This window comes from Rheinheimera sp. F8 (assembly GCF_001518915.1).
In genome coordinates this window covers 1511521-1527181 of sequence record NZ_CP013656.1, presented here as the reverse complement: position 1 = coordinate 1527181, position 15661 = coordinate 1511521, and the positions used below count along the sequence as shown (strand labels likewise).

Below are 15661 nucleotides of genomic sequence, written 5' to 3'. Positions count from 1 at the left end.
CNCNGGCTCTGGCTCTGGCTCTGGCTCTGGCTCTGGCTCTGCAGTGAAGTGTGGCGTCGCCTTGTTTTCAACTATCAGAGACGTCTCAGGTGTAATAATCTCTGGTTTATCTGCTACTTCCGCCTCAGCCGCCGGCGCTGCGGCAGGCGCAATCACGGGTTGCGCTGTGACCGATTCAGTCTGTTGTACTGCTGACGCCGGCGTTGCCGGCACAGTGGCTTTAGTAGTTTCCGCCACAACGTCAGGCGTGACCGGGGTGGTATCTTTTTTGCCAAAACCCAGCCAGGAAAATAGTTTATTCGGTTTAGTCATAAGGTTCGCTGTCAGATTGTCGAAACTGCGGTAAAATCGACGCTTATAGTATCACCTTTATTCTAAGTGCATAAACCCTGATGAAAAGCCGCTCCCCAGCCCCGCAGTCCCGTCCAAAAACCACCACCACGTCAGCACAGCCGGGGGAAGTCCGCATCATCAGCGGGCAATGGCGCGGCCGCAAACTGCCGGTTTTGGATGTAATGGGTTTAAGGCCAACCACCGACCGTGTCAAAGAAACGTTGTTTAACTGGCTGATGCAGGATACGCAGGGACGGGTGGTCCTGGATTGTTTCAGCGGCAGTGGCAGCCTGGCCTTTGAAGCCTTATCCCGCCACGCCCAGAGTGCGTTATTGCTCGAACGCGACAATAAAGCCGCTGCACAGCTGAAACAAAACCTGGCCCGTCTCAACTGCAGTAATGCAGAAGTCCGCCAGACCGATACGATGCAGTTCCTCGCAGGACCAGCCATTCAGCAATTTGATTTAGTGTTTATCGATCCGCCATTTCGTCAGGGGCTGGCGTTGCCTTGTGCAGCGTTATTACAGCAAGGCTGGCTGAAAACCGATGCGCTGATTTATCTGGAAACAGAAAAAGAATTGGATATCAGTGACTTGCCAGAGAATTGGCGCTTAATCAAAGATAAAATTGCCGGTCAGCTGGCTTACCGGCTGTTTGTCTGCCAACCGGTTGCTGCTTAAGCGGCCAGCAGCTGAACTCAGTTCAGCTCCATGCCCAGATTGGTCACGCCCTGCTCTTTGACCCAGGCTTTGAGTTGCTGGATCTGTTCGCGGTCAAATGACTGAATAGCACTACAGATCTCAATCAATTCCGCCAGACAATCCATTTCATAAGCCATTAATTCATGGTCACGCACCACTTTTTTCAGTTCCGCTTCAGTGGTGATATCCAGATCGGCCGATTCATGTTCAATCAACCGGGCAACGGATGCCTGCGAAATTTTCGCAACATTAATAAATTCCATGCTGTCCTGCTCGCGGATCCCATTCAGCATGCTGTCGAGCGCAATCATCGCATCCACCGCCGGATACACACCAAACATATCAAAGTGCGTCACTTCCGGTGTGATCAGCTCCAGTTCGTCCTGTAACCGTTCAAAGTTAATTTTGGCGCGGCGCACCTGCAACCATTCCCACACCAGATCCAGCGTATGCCGCGGTAATGCCGCATCACCAAAACTACTGACTTCAGCAAACAGCTGGTAGTTGGGCAACATCCGCTCTAATAAGACAATGGCAACAGCGGCTTGCTGATAAAAGGTCAGCTCGCGCATCTTCTGGAAATTATTGGCTTTTGACATGAATGTGGCGTCCGTAACAGGCTATGCAGCAATGCCGGCCATCATACACAAAGCACAACGGCACGGCCAGTTTGACGGGTATTGCCGGCTAACTGTTTGACTGCTGCACCAGCTGTTTTTGCGCGTAATCAAATTTCAGCCGGAATTCGGTGGCCTGCTGTTGCAGTAACTGGATCTGTTCCTGTGCTTCGGCTTGCTGTGCCTGTAATTGTTGCCGGAGCTGACGGATCGTCTCACGCGACTGCTCAGCTTCGGCCTGCTGGCGTTCTTCTATGCTTTCAACGCGGGCCTGGGCGCGGAATAACTGACTTTCCAGTTTATGCTGCTGTTGCAGCCACACCTGCTGTTGCTGTTGTAAAGTGGTGAGTTCAGTGACGAGCAGCTGTTGTGCCTGGTACTCCGCCTGCTGCACGCTGTGCTGTGCAACTGTCTCTTCCTGTTGCTGCTGCAATGTCGCGTATGCAGTCTGCAAAGCGAGAAACTGCGCCTGCAGTTCACTGGATTCCTGCTGTTGTTGCTGTAATTGAAAATGTTGTTGTTGCAATTGGGTCAGTTGTTGCTCCAGCGCCGTATGCTCAGTAGAGAGTTGTTGCTGGCGTTGTTGCAGACCAGCCAGTGCCTGCTGATCTTGCCGCGCGGTCGTTAACTCCTGCTGCAGTGTCTGCAGCTCGGTCTGTTGCCGGGTTGTCAGCACCAGTTGTTGCGCCAGTTGCTGTTCCAGTTGTTGCCGTTGTGCGTTGGATTGGTCAAGTTGTTGCAGTTGCTGCTCTAACTGTAGCTGCACCTGCTGATCTGCCGACGTCAGCTGTTGCAGCTGTTCACGTAACTGGTTCAGTTGTTGCTGGGCCTGCTCTGACTGCTGTATTGACGTTTGCCTTCCTTCTTTCAGCTGCAGCTGAGCATCTTGCAGTTCAGCCTGCAGCGTCGTCAGCACGCCGCTATCTTTGTGCTGTAGTGCCAGTTCATTACTGAGTAGCTCCAGCTGCTGCTGCAATGCCAGCACCTGTTGTTTTTCCTGGCGGAATTCATCCTGACTAAGCCGCAGCTGATCAGCTAACCGGCGCATAGCTTCCAGCGCTTCGTCGCGCTCTTCCTGGGCAGACTGGCGTTGCGCCGTGGCTAACGTCACCGCCTGTTGGTCGGCCTGTGCTTGTTTTTGCGCGACACTCAGCAGCTGCCGGGTCTGCTGCAGCTCATGTTGTAATGCGGCCAGTTCAGGCGCTGTAGATGTTGCCTCATCCCGCCGCAGCTCTTCCTGCCACAGCTGTTGTTGCTGCTGCAGCTGTTGCGCCAGTTCCTGCAGCTGCGCGCGCAGTTGCTGTTCTGTTTGCTCCAGCCATTGCTGGATCACAGGATCCTGTTGCATCACCTAATTCCACTTAAAATAATGACCGATGCCATTTAACAGCATTTGCACTGAAATGATAACCAGAATCATGCCCATCAGCCGTTCCATTGCGGTCAGACCACGTTCGCCCAGAATGCGGTGCAAGGCCGGCGCAAATAACAAAATGGCAGAACTAATCAGCCAGGCGCCTAATAACGCCAGCGTCCAGTCCAGCATCTGGCCCGGTTGCTGATTCGCCAGCAGGATCAATGCTGCCAGAATCGAAGGGCCAGCAATCATCGGCACCGCTAGTGGAAACAAAAAGGGTTCTTCGCCCTCTTTTAAGCCAATCACGCCACCTTCCTGCGGAAATATCATCCGTAACGCAATCAGGAATAAAATAATACCGCCGGCAATACTGACCGCTTCTTCTTTCACGCCCAAAATACTGAGGAACGCCTGACCGCCATACAAAAACAGTAACAGGATCACCAGCGACAGCAGCAATTCGCGCACCAGCACCTTCATCCGGCGCTCTGCTTTGATGTTTTTCAGAATAGCGACCACAATCGGTAAATTGCCGAGTGGATCCATGATCAGAAATAACGTGAGCATCGCGCTCCACAAATCAACCGCCATGCGGAATTCTCCTGTGTTTCTGCTATGAAGATCTGAGTATGATCAAAAACTTGCACTGCTGCAGCAGTTTTCGCACTATGGCAGTTGCCGCCGGTAAAACGGCGTTCAGAGGAACATGATTATGATGACTATCACCACCCCGGCATTACTCTTCCCCGCCATCTCTTTGTTATTGCTGGCCTATACCAATCGTTTTCTGGTGTTGGCGCAACTGATTCGCCAGCTGAATAACCGCGAGGGTCATCAGGTACGCGACCTGGCCAAACGGCAAATTGAAAATCTGCGTCAACGCATAGTGCTGATCCGCTCAATGCAACGCTGGGGCGTGATCAGCTTCATTTTGTGCACCTTGTCGATGTTTACTTTATTTATGCAGTGGGATCTGGCCGGCCAGTGGTTTTTTGGCGCCAGTCTGGCCAGTCTGGTGCTGAGTCTGACTGTGTCTTTGTACGAAATTCAGATCTCCTGCAATGCCATCAATATTGAACTGGAATCACTGGAAGCCGCTGACCGGCAATCCTGAAGCGGTAGGCCGCAGAGGATTTTTTTGACAAGCCTGCTACATTCAAAGCTGTGGTTGAATTAACCGGATACTCAGGCCCCCTCTATGTCGAATCAGGATTTTTTATTTGGTGTTGATCAGGAATTTCAGTCCACCCCGGACCCAACATCAACCGCACCGGCGGCGGAACCCTGGCTGGTGCTGATTGTTGATGATGATGAGAGCATTCATCAAATCACCAATCTGGTGCTCAAAGGCTTCCAGTTCGAAGGTCGGCCGCTGCAATTATTACATGCATACAGCGCCAAAGCGGCGTTGCTGGTACTGGAACAGCACCGGAATATCGCAGTCGCCATTGTCGATGTGGTGATGGAATCCAATCACGCCGGTCTCGATTTAGTCAAAACCATCCGCAGCGATTTAAAAAACCACCAGATCCGCTTAATTCTGCGGACCGGCCAACCCGGCGAAGCGCCGGAAGAACATGTGATCCGCGATTACGACATTAACGATTACAAAAACAAAACCGAAGTCACGGCGATCAAATTAAAAACGCTGCTGTATTCTGCCCTGCGCGCCTATCGCGATATCTGCATTATTGAAAACAACAAAAAAGGCCTGGAACGGGTGATCGCCTCTACCGTCAGTTTCCTCGAATGTGACAGTCTGCAGGAGTTCGCCTCTATTATTCTCGGCCAGGCTGCGAGCTTACTTGGGCTTGAACATTCCCAGATTTTCTGTTGCGCCGCGACCGGCGATCCAAAACAACAGCAACTGTCATTAGATATCATCGCTGCCAGCGGGTGTGTGACCGGGCCAGAATTCCAGTTGCCGGCGGAAGTGGAACAAAAACTGGCACAGGTGCATCAGTTAAAACGTTCGTTTCATGGCGACGATTATTTTGTCGGCTACTTCACGACGAATCGCGGGCTGGAGAATTTCCTTTATGTCAGCAAAGACAGTAAATTTGACCAGATTGATCACCATCTGCTGAGTTATTTCGCCAGTAATATCGCAGTGGCTTATGAAAATGTCCGACTGCGTGAACTGATTAAAGAAAGCCAGCGCGAACTGTCGTATATCCTTGGCGAAGCGGTGGAAAAACGCTCGAAAGAAACCGGCAGTCATGTCAAACGGGTGGCCAATTTCAGCTATCTGCTGGCAGTCAAATACGGCTTATCTGGCTATGATGCGGAGAAAATCAAACTGGCGTCGCCGCTGCATGACGTCGGTAAAATTGCCATCCCGGATTACATTCTGAATAAACCCGGTAAACACGACGCTGACGAGTGGGCCATCATGCGCACGCACGCTGAAGTTGGCCATCAGATCTTACAAAAATCACAAAACGAAATTCTGCAGTACGGCGCGGTGATCGCGCACGAACATCACGAACGCTGGGATGGTATCGGTTACCCGCGGGGCTTAAAAGGTGAGGAAATTCACATCGCTGGCCGGATCACGGCGCTGGCTGATGTGTTTGATGCGCTGGCCAGCGAACGCTGTTACAAACCAGCCTGGCCGATGCCGAAGGTCGTGCAGTATATGCATGAACAAAAAGGCGCACAGTTCGACCCGGTGCTGACCGACATCCTGCTTAGCCATATCGATGAGTTTCTGGCGATCCGCGACGCGTTCCCGGATGAAAGTACTCAGTCCTGATCGCGATTTCAGGCCTTTGGTGCCGAGCGCACAGTTTGCTGATAACGCTGAATAAAATCCTGGCAAGACGCTTTTGTATCCAGTTGTTGAATCGATAACGTCAACTCACCAACTGTCAGGCCATATTTATGTAGCGTCGACCGATTCACCAGTTGCTGTGGCGTGACCAGATATAACCAGTCTTTGACGGCTACATCAATACTGCCGTCGACCTGCGGAATACGCAGCACATATTCCCAATACAGCGTGTTGCCGGCAATGCGGCCGCTGGCTGCGCCGACCACATCTTCGGCACTGCCGCTGATCTGGCCATCCGCGCCGACCTGCAGTTGCCAATGCCGTTTATCGGTGCGGCCATCACTATATAAAAAAATCTCGTACAAATCGCCGCGGTTGCCTTGCCACTGGCCGCACAGCTCGGCAGAAAAATGCAGCGTCTGCTGACCACGCCAGTTCTGCAGCACCCCAAAGGCCTGACTGCTGCCACTGAAAAAGCCGGGTAAAGTTAAGGTCGGTTGCATCTGCTGATAGTCATCCAGCGATTGACTACAACCACTGAGCAAGAGCAGGATAACGGGCGCAACGAGAATTTTCATTTACAGGTCCGGACTTGATTGCAGATACTTTAACTACGCAGGAAAACTTCCTATGGATCTGCCGGAGACACCGATGAATCCTGATGTAGACCGCTATATTGAGCAAGCCGCCCCATTTGCCCGGCCCGTGCTGTTGCATTTGCGCCAGTTGGTGCATCAGACGCTGCCGGAGATCAGCGAGCAGATCAAATGGGGCATGCCGTTTTTTTGCCTGCAACATAATTTGTGTTTTATGGCCGCTTTCAAAGCGCATTGTGGCTTTGGCTTCTGGCGTGCTGATGCACTGGGCCTGACAGTTCCTGCAGCCGGTGGCACTGCGGGCATGGGGCAGTTTGGTAAGATTTGCCGCATCAGCGATTTACCGGCCGATGTCGACCTGCAGGTATTATTGCGTCAGGCGGCAGACTTAGCGGCCAGCCCGGCAGCAGCATTACCGCGGCAGAAAAAACCTCAAACGGCCCTGCCATTGCCAGCGCCCGTTGCTGCGGCGCTGCAACAAAACGCCGCTGCCAGTGTTTTTTTCCAGCAAATGACTATTGCACAGCAAAATGACTATATTGAATGGTTTTTGCAGGCAAAAACTGCCGGCACTCAGCAAAAACGGCTGGAGACTATCGTGTTATGGCTCAGTGAGCACAAAACCAGAAACTGGAAGTACATGAAATAAAATGATTTTTCGGAATAATTGCAAAATATTCGAATTTTTTCCGATTTTGCCAAACTAAATATATCCCTGCCCCGACCAAGGCATATCAACAACGCAAAAACAGATCACACAGTGTTTAAACGCAGCGACGAAACCCTAATAGAAAAAGCCATCCATGGCGACGAGCGGGCCTGGCACCAGCTGGTCGGTCGCTATCAGTCGGCTTTGTACTATTACAGCCTGCGATTGATGGGCAATCCGGACGATGCCCGCGACTTGTTGCAGGACGTGTTGTTAGTATTGTGCCGGAATTTGGCGCAGTTTCGCGGCGACAGCAGTTTTAAAACCTGGTTATTTGGCATCGCGAATTATCGCGCCATGGATATGCTACGCAAACGCAAGCCGACACAGGACCTGGATGATCTGCCGGAACTGGAACATGAAGATCAACCCAGCCACGAACAACGGTTATCAGAACAACAAACACAGCTGCTGGTGCAGCAAAAACTAAAAACGCTGCCGCCAGAGCAAAAACTGGTGGTCGAACTGCGGTTTTATCAACACTTTACCTTTGACGAAATTGCCGACCAACTGGCGATTTCAAGTAACACAGTGAAATCAAGATTTTACAGCGCCCTGGATAAACTTCGGGTGCAATTGGAGGACCACGATGTCGAACAGTCAGCAAGTTTTTGACGCCTGGCTCGCCGGTGATCTGACCACCGATGCCTGCCGCAACGCGCTGTCGCATGATCCGGTCTGGCGGGCGCGTTTTGAGACGGCCGCCCAGCTGCAACAACTGGCGCGGCAACCAGATTATCCGCCGGTGCCGCAAGTGGATACCAGCAGCATGTTCCGCCAGCAGTGGGGCCATAAAACGCCTGCCACCACATCCTGGTGGCCGCGCCTCAGCGTGGGCATGTCAGCACTGGCGCTGGTGATCAGCATGTCGCCGCTCAGTCTGCAAGTGCAAAACGGTGGTATTGCACTGCGCTGGAGCGAGGTCGACCCAATGGAAATGCAGCTACAGGTGCAGCAACAAGTGGCGGCGCAGCTGGCCAGCTATAAAACCGAACAACAACAGTATCTGCAGACCCAAATGCAGAGACAACAACAACAACAGGCGTCGCAGCTGATCCTGCTGAAGGATTATCTGACTGAGGCTGAACAGAAAAACCGGCGCGGTGACATGCTGGAACTGGTGGAATACCTTAACCAGCAACGACAGGCCGACTGGCAATACTGGCAGGACAATGTCCAGCCAACCCAGGCGCGACTGAATTACAGCCCGGACAACCGCATTAATCGCCAAAATTAACGCCCCAACTAATGGAGTTGTGTGATGAAACTTATCTCTTCTGTGGCAGCCGCCGTGCTGCTGACTTTATCGACGGGTGGCCATGCGGCGACGCAGGTCAGTGACAAACTGAAGCAAAATCTGGAAATTATGCGGGATATCCTGCAAAAATCGATGGAACAACCCGGCCGTTCCGCCGGCGTTGGCCGGATTGACCTGAGTTACCTGGCGGGTCAGGGCGTGTTATTCCAGACCCGTACTTCGGGTGGTTTTGGCCGCTTCTTTGCGATAGCACCGGTCGCCCCTGTTCCGCCAGTGGCGCCGATATCTCCAGCTGATTTGTCGGCTGTAGTGGATCAAGCCAATGCAGTTGCCCAGGCCGCTTTGGCCGGACATGCCGTCGATGAAGACCAATTGCAGGAATTTCAGGAACAGGCCGAACTCGCCGCTGAACAAATGATGGAACAGCACGAACGGATGCGTGACCAAAGCCGTGAATTACGGGAGCAAAAACGCGATTTGGAGCGCGATTTACGTGATGTGCAGCGGGAAAAACGCGATGTCGAATTCTCCGGCAAGGTCGGCAAACTGGATGCCGAGCAGCAAAAACAGTTAACCCAACTGACCGCAAAAGAAGCGGCGCTGGCAAAACAAGTCAAAGAGATGCAGCAAAAATATGATATTGCCGAACAGGAAATGCTGAAAAAGCGTCAGGAACAGGCCAAAATAGCCCAGCAAAAACAAATTGAGCTGATCGCACAGGTCGGCAGCAAATTTGCGGCAACGCTGTGTGACTACGGTGCCAGTCTGCGCGAATTAAAAGACAGCGAGTTTGTCTCGCTGCAGCTGTCGACTGATGGCGGCCGCGACAGCAGAGATATTTATTGGGTATTCAAAAAATCTGATATTAATCAATGCATCAGCGGCAAGTTAGGCGCAGAATCATTGCTGAAAAAAGCGGACTATTATCAGTATTAAGCACAGCAGAGCTAACTGCAGCCACGATACCGGGCCTGCCATGCAGACCCGGTTTTTTTATCTACAAAGCCGATCGTTCCTAAAATTAATCCACTTACAGACTTGACAGCCCCGCCGCCGCTGCGTAAAAAGCCCCTCCAGTAAGCACTATGCCTGTGGAGATCTGAGATGCCTGTCAGTCAATTGCCTGAGCCTGTCTGGTTAGCCAACGCGGTTGAACAGTTTTATCTGCACGGACTGGTCGTGATCCCGCACGCATTGCCAGCCAGCCTTTGTCAGCAATTGTGCCTGGAAGCTCAGCAAGCGCAGTTAAAACCCGCCGGCATCGGCCGCGGCCAGGACTTGCAACTCGACCCGGACATTCGCCGTGATCAGACCTTATGGCTCGATGGCAGCTCTGATGCGCAACAGCAATATCTGGCGTTAATGTGCCACATCCAGCAGGCAGCCAACCGCCGCTGTTTTCTCGGCCTGACCCATCACGAAGCACATTTTGCCCGTTATCAGCGTGGCGATTTTTATCAAAAACATCTGGACGCCTTTACCGGCCGGTCCAGTCGGGTGCTGACTACCGTGTGTTACCTCAATGACGTCGCCAGCGGTGGCGCTTTACAGATTTACAGCGAACACGACACACCATTGCTGCAAGTCCAGCCGCAAGCCAGCACTTTGGTGTTGTTTGAAAGCGCCCGTTTTCCGCATGAAGTATTACCGGCTGAAATGGTCCGGTTCAGTATCGCCGGCTGGTTTCGTGTAGATTAGAAATAACTGATCTTTCCCTGACAAAGCGCCTGACTGAGCTATGCTCAGCGATGATTCCCCCCGATTTTCATATATTTACTAAAAAGGATTTAGCCGAATGCGCCAGAATTTGCCAATAACCACGCGCGAGCGGACCTTTCCTGCCGGGCAGAAATTGATTTCGACCACGGATTTAAAGGGCACTATCACTTACGCCAACGATGCATTTGTGGCCATTAGCGGCTTCTCCCGCAGTGAACTCGTTGGCCAGCATCACAATATTGTTCGCCACCCCGAAATGCCGGCGGCCGCTTTTAAAACCATGTGGCAACATTTACAACAAGGCAAAGCCTGGATGGGACTGGTGAAAAACCGCTGTAAAAACGGCGATTTTTATTGGGTGCACGCCTATGTCACTCCCATCAGCGAGATGGGCAAAGTGGTTGGTTATGAATCAGTACGGGTGGTGCCGGACCGCCAGTTAATCCAGCACGCCAATGAGATGTACGCCCAGATCAACGCCGGCAAAACGCCAAAAGGGCGCAGTTCGGCGCTGGCTTACCAGCTCGGCTGGTACGCGTTACCGGGCTTGTCTTTGGCAGGCGCTGCGGTCTGTTTTGCCGTGGGTAGTGTCAGCTGGACCGCCGGACTATCAGCAGTCGCTGCAGTCGCCGCACTCGCCACTATGCAACTACGCAGTAACAGCGAACTCGCCGTATTGCGTCAGGCGATGCAACATCCGTTCACCGATCCGTTGGCCGTATTAACTTATGCCCGGCATGGTGGTGCTTTGGGTGAACTGGAAGTTGCGCTGACAGCCAGTAATTCCCATCTGGATACGATGCTGACGCGGATTGAAGATTCCGCCACTACGGTCGCACAGCGTTCAGTGTCCGCTTACGAATTGTCCAGTCAGTCGGTGCAGCATCTGCAACAACAGCAACAACAGACGGAGCTGGTTGCCACCGCAATGCATCAGATGACCACGACCATCGCCGAAGTCGCCAGTCATGTGCAGGAAACCGCAACCAAAGCCAATGATGCCGATGCGCTGGCACGGCAGGGTTCAGCCATTGCCCGGCAAACCCGCGAAGCTATTTTGCAGCTGCAGCAAACAGTCAACGGGGTGAGCCAGGCGGTCACCACCCTCGCCGGCCAAACCAGCCTGATTAATCAGGCGGCACAAATCATTGAACAAATCGCCGACCAGACCAACCTGCTCGCTTTAAATGCAGCGATTGAAGCAGCTCGCGCCGGAGAACAAGGCCGTGGTTTTGCCGTTGTTGCCGATGAAGTCCGTCATCTGGCCTCCCGCACCACCGAATCCACCCGGCAGATCTATCAGATCATCCGGCAACTGTCTGAACAGGCGAAAAGTTCGGTCACTGTGGCTGAAAATGGTGTACAGGACGCCGCAGTTGGGGTGTCCAAAGTGCAGGAAGCCGAACAAATGCTGAGTGGCATCAGCGATGTGGTGATTGGCATTGCCAGTATGGCCACGCAAATGGCCGCCGCGGTAGAACAACAATCTCACGTTGCTGAGGACATTAATCAGCAAGTCGTCTCAATCTCTACACTTGCCAACGACAGCATGCAAAGCGGTAAAGAGGTGTGCCACAGCAGTGAGCAGTTAAACAATACGGCCGAAGAACTGCATGAGCTGGTGCTGCGTTTTCGCCGCGATACCTGACAAAGATGTTATGGCAAGAAATTGACGCTGCCAGAGCCGGTTTATCGGCCCTGATGGCGCTGTTGTTTCTGCTGATACATCCGTTCATCCGCAATACGGATCAGTTGCTCCGCATCTGATCCATCATCCGGAAACAGCGCCTGACCAATACTGCAGCCTATCTGTACTGTTGCCATACTCAACACAAATGGTTGCGCCAATGCTTCGGTGATTTTCGCGGCGACTTTGCTGACTTCCAACGGCGACTCCAGCTGCGGCAGTAACACGACAAATTCATCGCCGCCAAGCCGTGCCACTGTGTCCGAAGCCCGCAGTAGTTTGCGTAAAGATTCGCCGATAGCTTGGAGCAACTCATCACCGGCGGCGTGACCGTATTCATCATTAACCGGCTTAAATTTGTTCAGGTCCAGCAGTAAAACTGCCAGCTGGCGCTGATGCCGGCTGCAATAAGTCAGCGCCTGCTGCAGCCGATCCATAAACAGCGCCCGGTTCGGCAAGCCGGTCAGGCTGTCGTGCTGCGCCATATAACGCATTTGTTGTTCCGTTTTGCGCCGTTCTGTCAAATCGCGGGCGACTCCAACTACACCGATAAATTCGCCGGCTTCGTTATAAATACCCCCGGTTTTCACTTCGCTCCACACGGTCCCGCCATCTTTATGCGGTTGTTCCAGGTCGGCGACAAATTCCGGATAAGGCTTACCAGCCGCGACCAGCGCACTGGCCTGGATCATTTGATTCCATACCAGTTGTGCCGAATCCGGCGTTAAAGCTTCCGTCAGGTGCTGTTGCATCACTTCTTCGGCGGTAAAACCGCGTTGGCGTTGCACCGAAGGACTGACATAAGTGATATTGCCGACCAGATCCATAGTCCAAATCACATCGCTGGCATGGTCGGTCAGCAGCCGGTGGCGGGCTTCACTCTGGCGCAATGCTTCCCGGTCACGCTGACGTTCCAGACTAATCGCGATCAACGAGCCAACATCACCGAGTAATTCATAATCCTGCGCGCTGAATTCGGGTTGCTGCCAGACCAGCAAAACACCGGGGATCTGGCTACAGTCGCCTTGCAGTGGAAAGGCACAAAACCGCAGCTGCCCTGCGGCCACACCGGTAAATTCCGGGCTGGGATTGCCGAGCTGCGGCACCGCCAATAAATTTAGTCCGGGAATATCACAATCGTTGTCAAACACCGCGATCCGTTGCTGCATATCGCTCCAGCCCGCAGCGCTCAGATCGATATGGATCAGTTGCGGCAGCTCGCCGCGCCGGTCCAACAATAACAGCGGATGAAAATCGCTGCGAAATTGCTGCAATTGCTGTAACACGCTGGTCAGCAGTTCATGCGGCGCAGTTTCATCCCGCAACATTTGTTGCAGGATCTGACTGCGCGCATGTTGCCAGCCTTGTTGCTGACGCTTTTGTTGCAACAACTGATGCAAGCGGCGATTGACCTGGGTGATATAGGCCAGCAGCGCTAGTGCGAGTAACAGCCCAAGCAACACCAGCAGCGCAATTAATACCCAGGTTAAATCAATAGTACTGGCCGGCTCGTATAAAAACCCATCCAGATCCGGAATGGTCGTTAACAGGCCCTGTTGCTGATACACCGACGCGATATGCATCCAGCGCACCGGATTAATATAACCAGGCTCGATTAAATCGGTCTGCAATAACGACTGCATCGCTGCCGCTTCGGCCAGCAGCAGCGACCGGCTTAACCCGCCGGGATAATGTTGCACCATGTAATCGACCACTTCGGCCGGATGCTGCATGGCATAGGACCAGCCTTGCAGGCTGGCGGCGCGGAATTTTTCCACCAGCTCCGGTTTTTTCCGCATCAGCGCCGCGCTGGTAAACAGATTGTCACCGTAAAAATCAATGCCGGCACTGCGCGGAGAAAATAAATGATAAGGGATCCCTGCTTGTTGCAGCAGAAGCGGCTCGTTACTGCTATATGCCGACACGGCGGCGACCTGACCATTGATCAGGTCCGGCAATGAGGTGCTGTGCTCCACCAGCTGATAATCCGCATCGGTCAGGCCTTCGCGGCGTAAATAAGCCCGCAGTTCCTCGGCACCGGATTCCAGCATCACTTTCTGACCACGCAGTGCCTGGATATCCGGTATCGCACCAGTCGGCCGTGACAACAGCACCAGCGCCGAATGCTGGAATACGTTGGCCAGTAAGTGCACTTGCTGGCCTTTGGCATAATCCAGTAACAAACTGCTGGTGCCAACGCCAAACTGCGCCCGGCCTGCCATCACTTCGTTCAGTACCTTTAGCCCGGGACTGGCTGCGACCAGTTCAACTTTTAAGCCGGCCTGCGCGTAATAACCTTGTTGCTCTGCCGCGTAATAACCAGCGAACTGAAAACCATGCTGCCACTTTAGCTGCAGGCGGACTTTTTCTGCCGCCAGCAGGACGCCAGCCGGCCAGCACAGCAGCAATAAGGTCCAGAACCAGCGGCTACTCACCGATATCCTCGAACCACAATGCCGGACGTTCGGCAATAAATTGCTGCATCAAAGACTTACAGCGTTCATCCTGCAGATTTACCAGTTCAACGCCACGGCTTTGCAGATAAGCTTCCGGTCCCTGAAAGGTCTGGTTCTCGCCAATCACCACTTTCGGGATGCCATACAACAGCACAGTGCCACTGCACATATCACAGGGCGATAACGTGGAATACAACACGGCACGGCGATAATCGGCGGCGCTAAGCCGGCCGGCATTCTCCAGACAGTCCATTTCGGCATGCAAAGTACAGCTACCTTTTTGCACCCGTTGATTGTGGCCCCGCCCGACGATTTTGCCGTCAATGACCAGTACAGATCCAATTGGAATGCCATCTTCGGCCAGACCCAGTTCGGCTTGTTCTATCGCCGCCTGCATAAAGGGATCAGACATCTTGCACTCCGCTGCTAAGTTCTGCTTAAGCCTGTGCCGTCAATGGCTTGCCGTCAAGGTTGCTGCAGCAAAGGCGTGATTAAATTCTGCAACCACTGCAAAGCCCAATGCAACCGCGGTGTCAGATGGCGCCGGTGTGGATACAACAGCCAGACCGGCATCGCCGGCTGCGGCAGCCCCGGCAACACTTCGACCAGCGCCCCGCTGGAAAAATACTGCTGCAGGCCAAATTTCGGCGCCTGGATCAGGCCCAAACCCTGCAGGCACGCAGTCTCATAACTGTCGGTATGATTGACCGTCACCGCGCCCGGTAACGCAAAATACTGCAGCTGCTCGTGCAGCAAATAGGCCGGCCCCGGGTCCTGCGCGCCAAAATGGCGGACATAATGCACCTGCTGGTGGCCAGCCAAATCCGCCAGCTGCAACGGCGTGCCAAACCGCGCCAGATAGGCCGGGCTGGCCGCCAGTGTCAGCGGTGCAACACCGAGCTGTTTCGCCACCAGACCTTCGCTGTCGACACTGCCGATGCGCAATACCAAATCAAAACCTTCGGCGACCAAATCCACTTTGCGATCGGTGCAGCTGATATCCAGTTGTAATTTGGGCTGCGCTGCCAGTGCCGCCGGCAACGCCGGAAGTATCAGCAATCTTGCGATGCCGGTAGGCAGGTCAATCCGCAGTTTTCCGCTCAGTTCGCCTTGTTGCGGCACAAACAGCTGATTCAACTGATCCAGTTCGGCCAGTAGCTCAACACAACGCGGATAAAACAACTGGCCGTCACTGGTCAGCTGCACTTTGCGGGTGGTGCGTGCCAGCAAGCGGCTGCCCAACTGAGATTCGAGCTGGCGCACCAGTGTCGACACATAAGTATTCGACAGGCCCAGACTTTCCGCCGCCAGATGGAAACTCTTTAGTTCGGCAGTGCGGGCAAAAACCCGGTAAGCCAGCAGTAAATCCTGCATGCCAATTATCCTCAATTAGCGAATAGTTTAAGCATTTTTAGCATATTTATTGGCTATCTGCTTATCAATACACTGCAGCTG

General features: G+C 53.3%; 16 protein-coding genes and 1 pseudogene. 9 read left to right on the top strand and 8 right to left on the bottom strand.

What is annotated here, in order from left to right; translation table 11 throughout:
* Positions 1–312, bottom strand: a pseudogene (locus tag ATY27_RS19835) (hypothetical protein); the annotation flags it as partial.
* Between the two features lie 80 nt (positions 313–392).
* On the opposite strand from ATY27_RS19835, the gene rsmD reads away from it, so the two are divergent.
* The gene (gene rsmD / locus ATY27_RS06955; protein WP_208932013.1) at positions 393–1013 is read left to right on the top strand and encodes a 16S rRNA (guanine(966)-N(2))-methyltransferase RsmD; all 621 of its coding nucleotides are present in this window, start codon (positions 393–395) and stop codon (positions 1011–1013) included.
* A gap of 17 nt (positions 1014–1030) precedes the next feature.
* Here rsmD and ATY27_RS06950 read toward each other — a convergent pair whose 3' ends face one another.
* From ATY27_RS06950 to ATY27_RS06940, 3 genes are all read right to left on the bottom strand, one after another.
* On the bottom strand, positions 1031–1633 hold the full coding sequence (locus ATY27_RS06950; RefSeq protein ID WP_208932014.1) for a YjaG family protein: 603 nt from the start codon (positions 1631–1633) through the stop codon (positions 1031–1033).
* An 88-nt stretch (positions 1634–1721) separates the two neighbouring features.
* Entirely contained in the window at positions 1722–2999 is a 1278-nt protein-coding gene (locus ATY27_RS06945; RefSeq protein ID WP_208932015.1) for a hypothetical protein, read from the bottom strand.
* Positions 3000–3002: 3 nt separating this feature from the next.
* Complete coding sequence (locus ATY27_RS06940; RefSeq protein WP_208932016.1) at positions 3003–3599, bottom strand: YhgN family NAAT transporter; 597 nt, start codon at positions 3597–3599, stop codon at positions 3003–3005.
* Between the two features lie 121 nt (positions 3600–3720).
* Between ATY27_RS06940 and ATY27_RS06935 the strand changes: the two genes are divergently transcribed.
* Together ATY27_RS06935 and ATY27_RS06930 are read left to right on the top strand one after the other, a co-directional pair.
* Positions 3721–4122, top strand: a complete 402-nt coding sequence (locus tag ATY27_RS06935) for a DUF2721 domain-containing protein (RefSeq protein WP_347876414.1) — start codon at positions 3721–3723, stop codon at positions 4120–4122.
* An 84-nt stretch (positions 4123–4206) separates the two neighbouring features.
* Positions 4207–5763 carry a DUF3369 domain-containing protein gene (locus ATY27_RS06930; RefSeq protein ID WP_208932017.1) on the top strand — a complete coding sequence of 519 codons (1557 nt, stop codon included), beginning with the start codon at positions 4207–4209 and terminating at the stop codon, positions 5761–5763.
* An 8-nt stretch (positions 5764–5771) separates the two neighbouring features.
* Here ATY27_RS06930 and ATY27_RS06925 read toward each other — a convergent pair whose 3' ends face one another.
* On the bottom strand, positions 5772–6359 hold the full coding sequence (locus tag ATY27_RS06925; RefSeq protein ID WP_208932018.1) for a DUF3833 family protein: 588 nt from the start codon (positions 6357–6359) through the stop codon (positions 5772–5774).
* Positions 6360–6432: 73 nt separating this feature from the next.
* Here ATY27_RS06925 and ATY27_RS06920 point away from each other — a divergent pair, with 73 nt between their 5' ends.
* From ATY27_RS06920 to ATY27_RS06895, 6 genes are all read left to right on the top strand, one after another.
* The gene (locus tag ATY27_RS06920; RefSeq protein ID WP_208932019.1) at positions 6433–7026 is read left to right on the top strand and encodes a DUF1801 domain-containing protein; all 594 of its coding nucleotides are present in this window, start codon (positions 6433–6435) and stop codon (positions 7024–7026) included.
* Positions 7027–7137: 111 nt separating this feature from the next.
* Positions 7138–7701 carry a sigma-70 family RNA polymerase sigma factor gene (locus tag ATY27_RS06915; RefSeq protein ID WP_208932020.1) on the top strand — a complete coding sequence of 188 codons (564 nt, stop codon included), beginning with the start codon at positions 7138–7140 and terminating at the stop codon, positions 7699–7701.
* Complete coding sequence (locus tag ATY27_RS06910; RefSeq protein ID WP_208932021.1) at positions 7676–8323, top strand: hypothetical protein; 648 nt, start codon at positions 7676–7678, stop codon at positions 8321–8323. The genes ATY27_RS06915 and ATY27_RS06910 overlap by 26 nt, the downstream gene beginning before the upstream one ends.
* Before the next feature lie 24 nt (positions 8324–8347).
* Positions 8348–9280, top strand: a complete 933-nt coding sequence (locus ATY27_RS06905; RefSeq protein ID WP_208932022.1) for a hypothetical protein — start codon at positions 8348–8350, stop codon at positions 9278–9280.
* Positions 9281–9448: 168 nt separating this feature from the next.
* Positions 9449–10042 (top strand): 2OG-Fe(II) oxygenase, encoded by a 594-nt coding sequence (locus ATY27_RS06900; protein WP_208932023.1) that lies wholly within the window; start codon positions 9449–9451, stop codon positions 10040–10042.
* Between the two features lie 97 nt (positions 10043–10139).
* The gene (locus tag ATY27_RS06895) at positions 10140–11711 is read left to right on the top strand and encodes a PAS domain-containing methyl-accepting chemotaxis protein (RefSeq protein ID WP_208932024.1); all 1572 of its coding nucleotides are present in this window, start codon (positions 10140–10142) and stop codon (positions 11709–11711) included.
* Between the two features lie 41 nt (positions 11712–11752).
* Here the strand turns inward: ATY27_RS06895 and ATY27_RS06890 are convergent, their stop codons facing one another.
* The 3 genes from ATY27_RS06890 to ATY27_RS06880 are packed head-to-tail and all read right to left on the bottom strand — an operon-like array spanning position 11753 to position 15580.
* Positions 11753–14185: a diguanylate cyclase gene (locus tag ATY27_RS06890; protein WP_208932025.1), complete on the bottom strand. Its 2433-nt coding sequence runs from the start codon at positions 14183–14185 to the stop codon at positions 11753–11755.
* A complete protein-coding gene (locus tag ATY27_RS06885; RefSeq protein WP_208932026.1) occupies positions 14178–14618 on the bottom strand; it encodes a nucleoside deaminase in 441 nt (146 codons plus the stop codon). The genes ATY27_RS06890 and ATY27_RS06885 overlap by 8 nt, the downstream gene beginning before the upstream one ends.
* 53 nt (positions 14619–14671) lie before the next feature.
* The gene (locus ATY27_RS06880) at positions 14672–15580 is read right to left on the bottom strand and encodes a LysR family transcriptional regulator (RefSeq protein ID WP_208932027.1); all 909 of its coding nucleotides are present in this window, start codon (positions 15578–15580) and stop codon (positions 14672–14674) included.
* Positions 15581–15661: the final 81 nt, after the last annotated feature.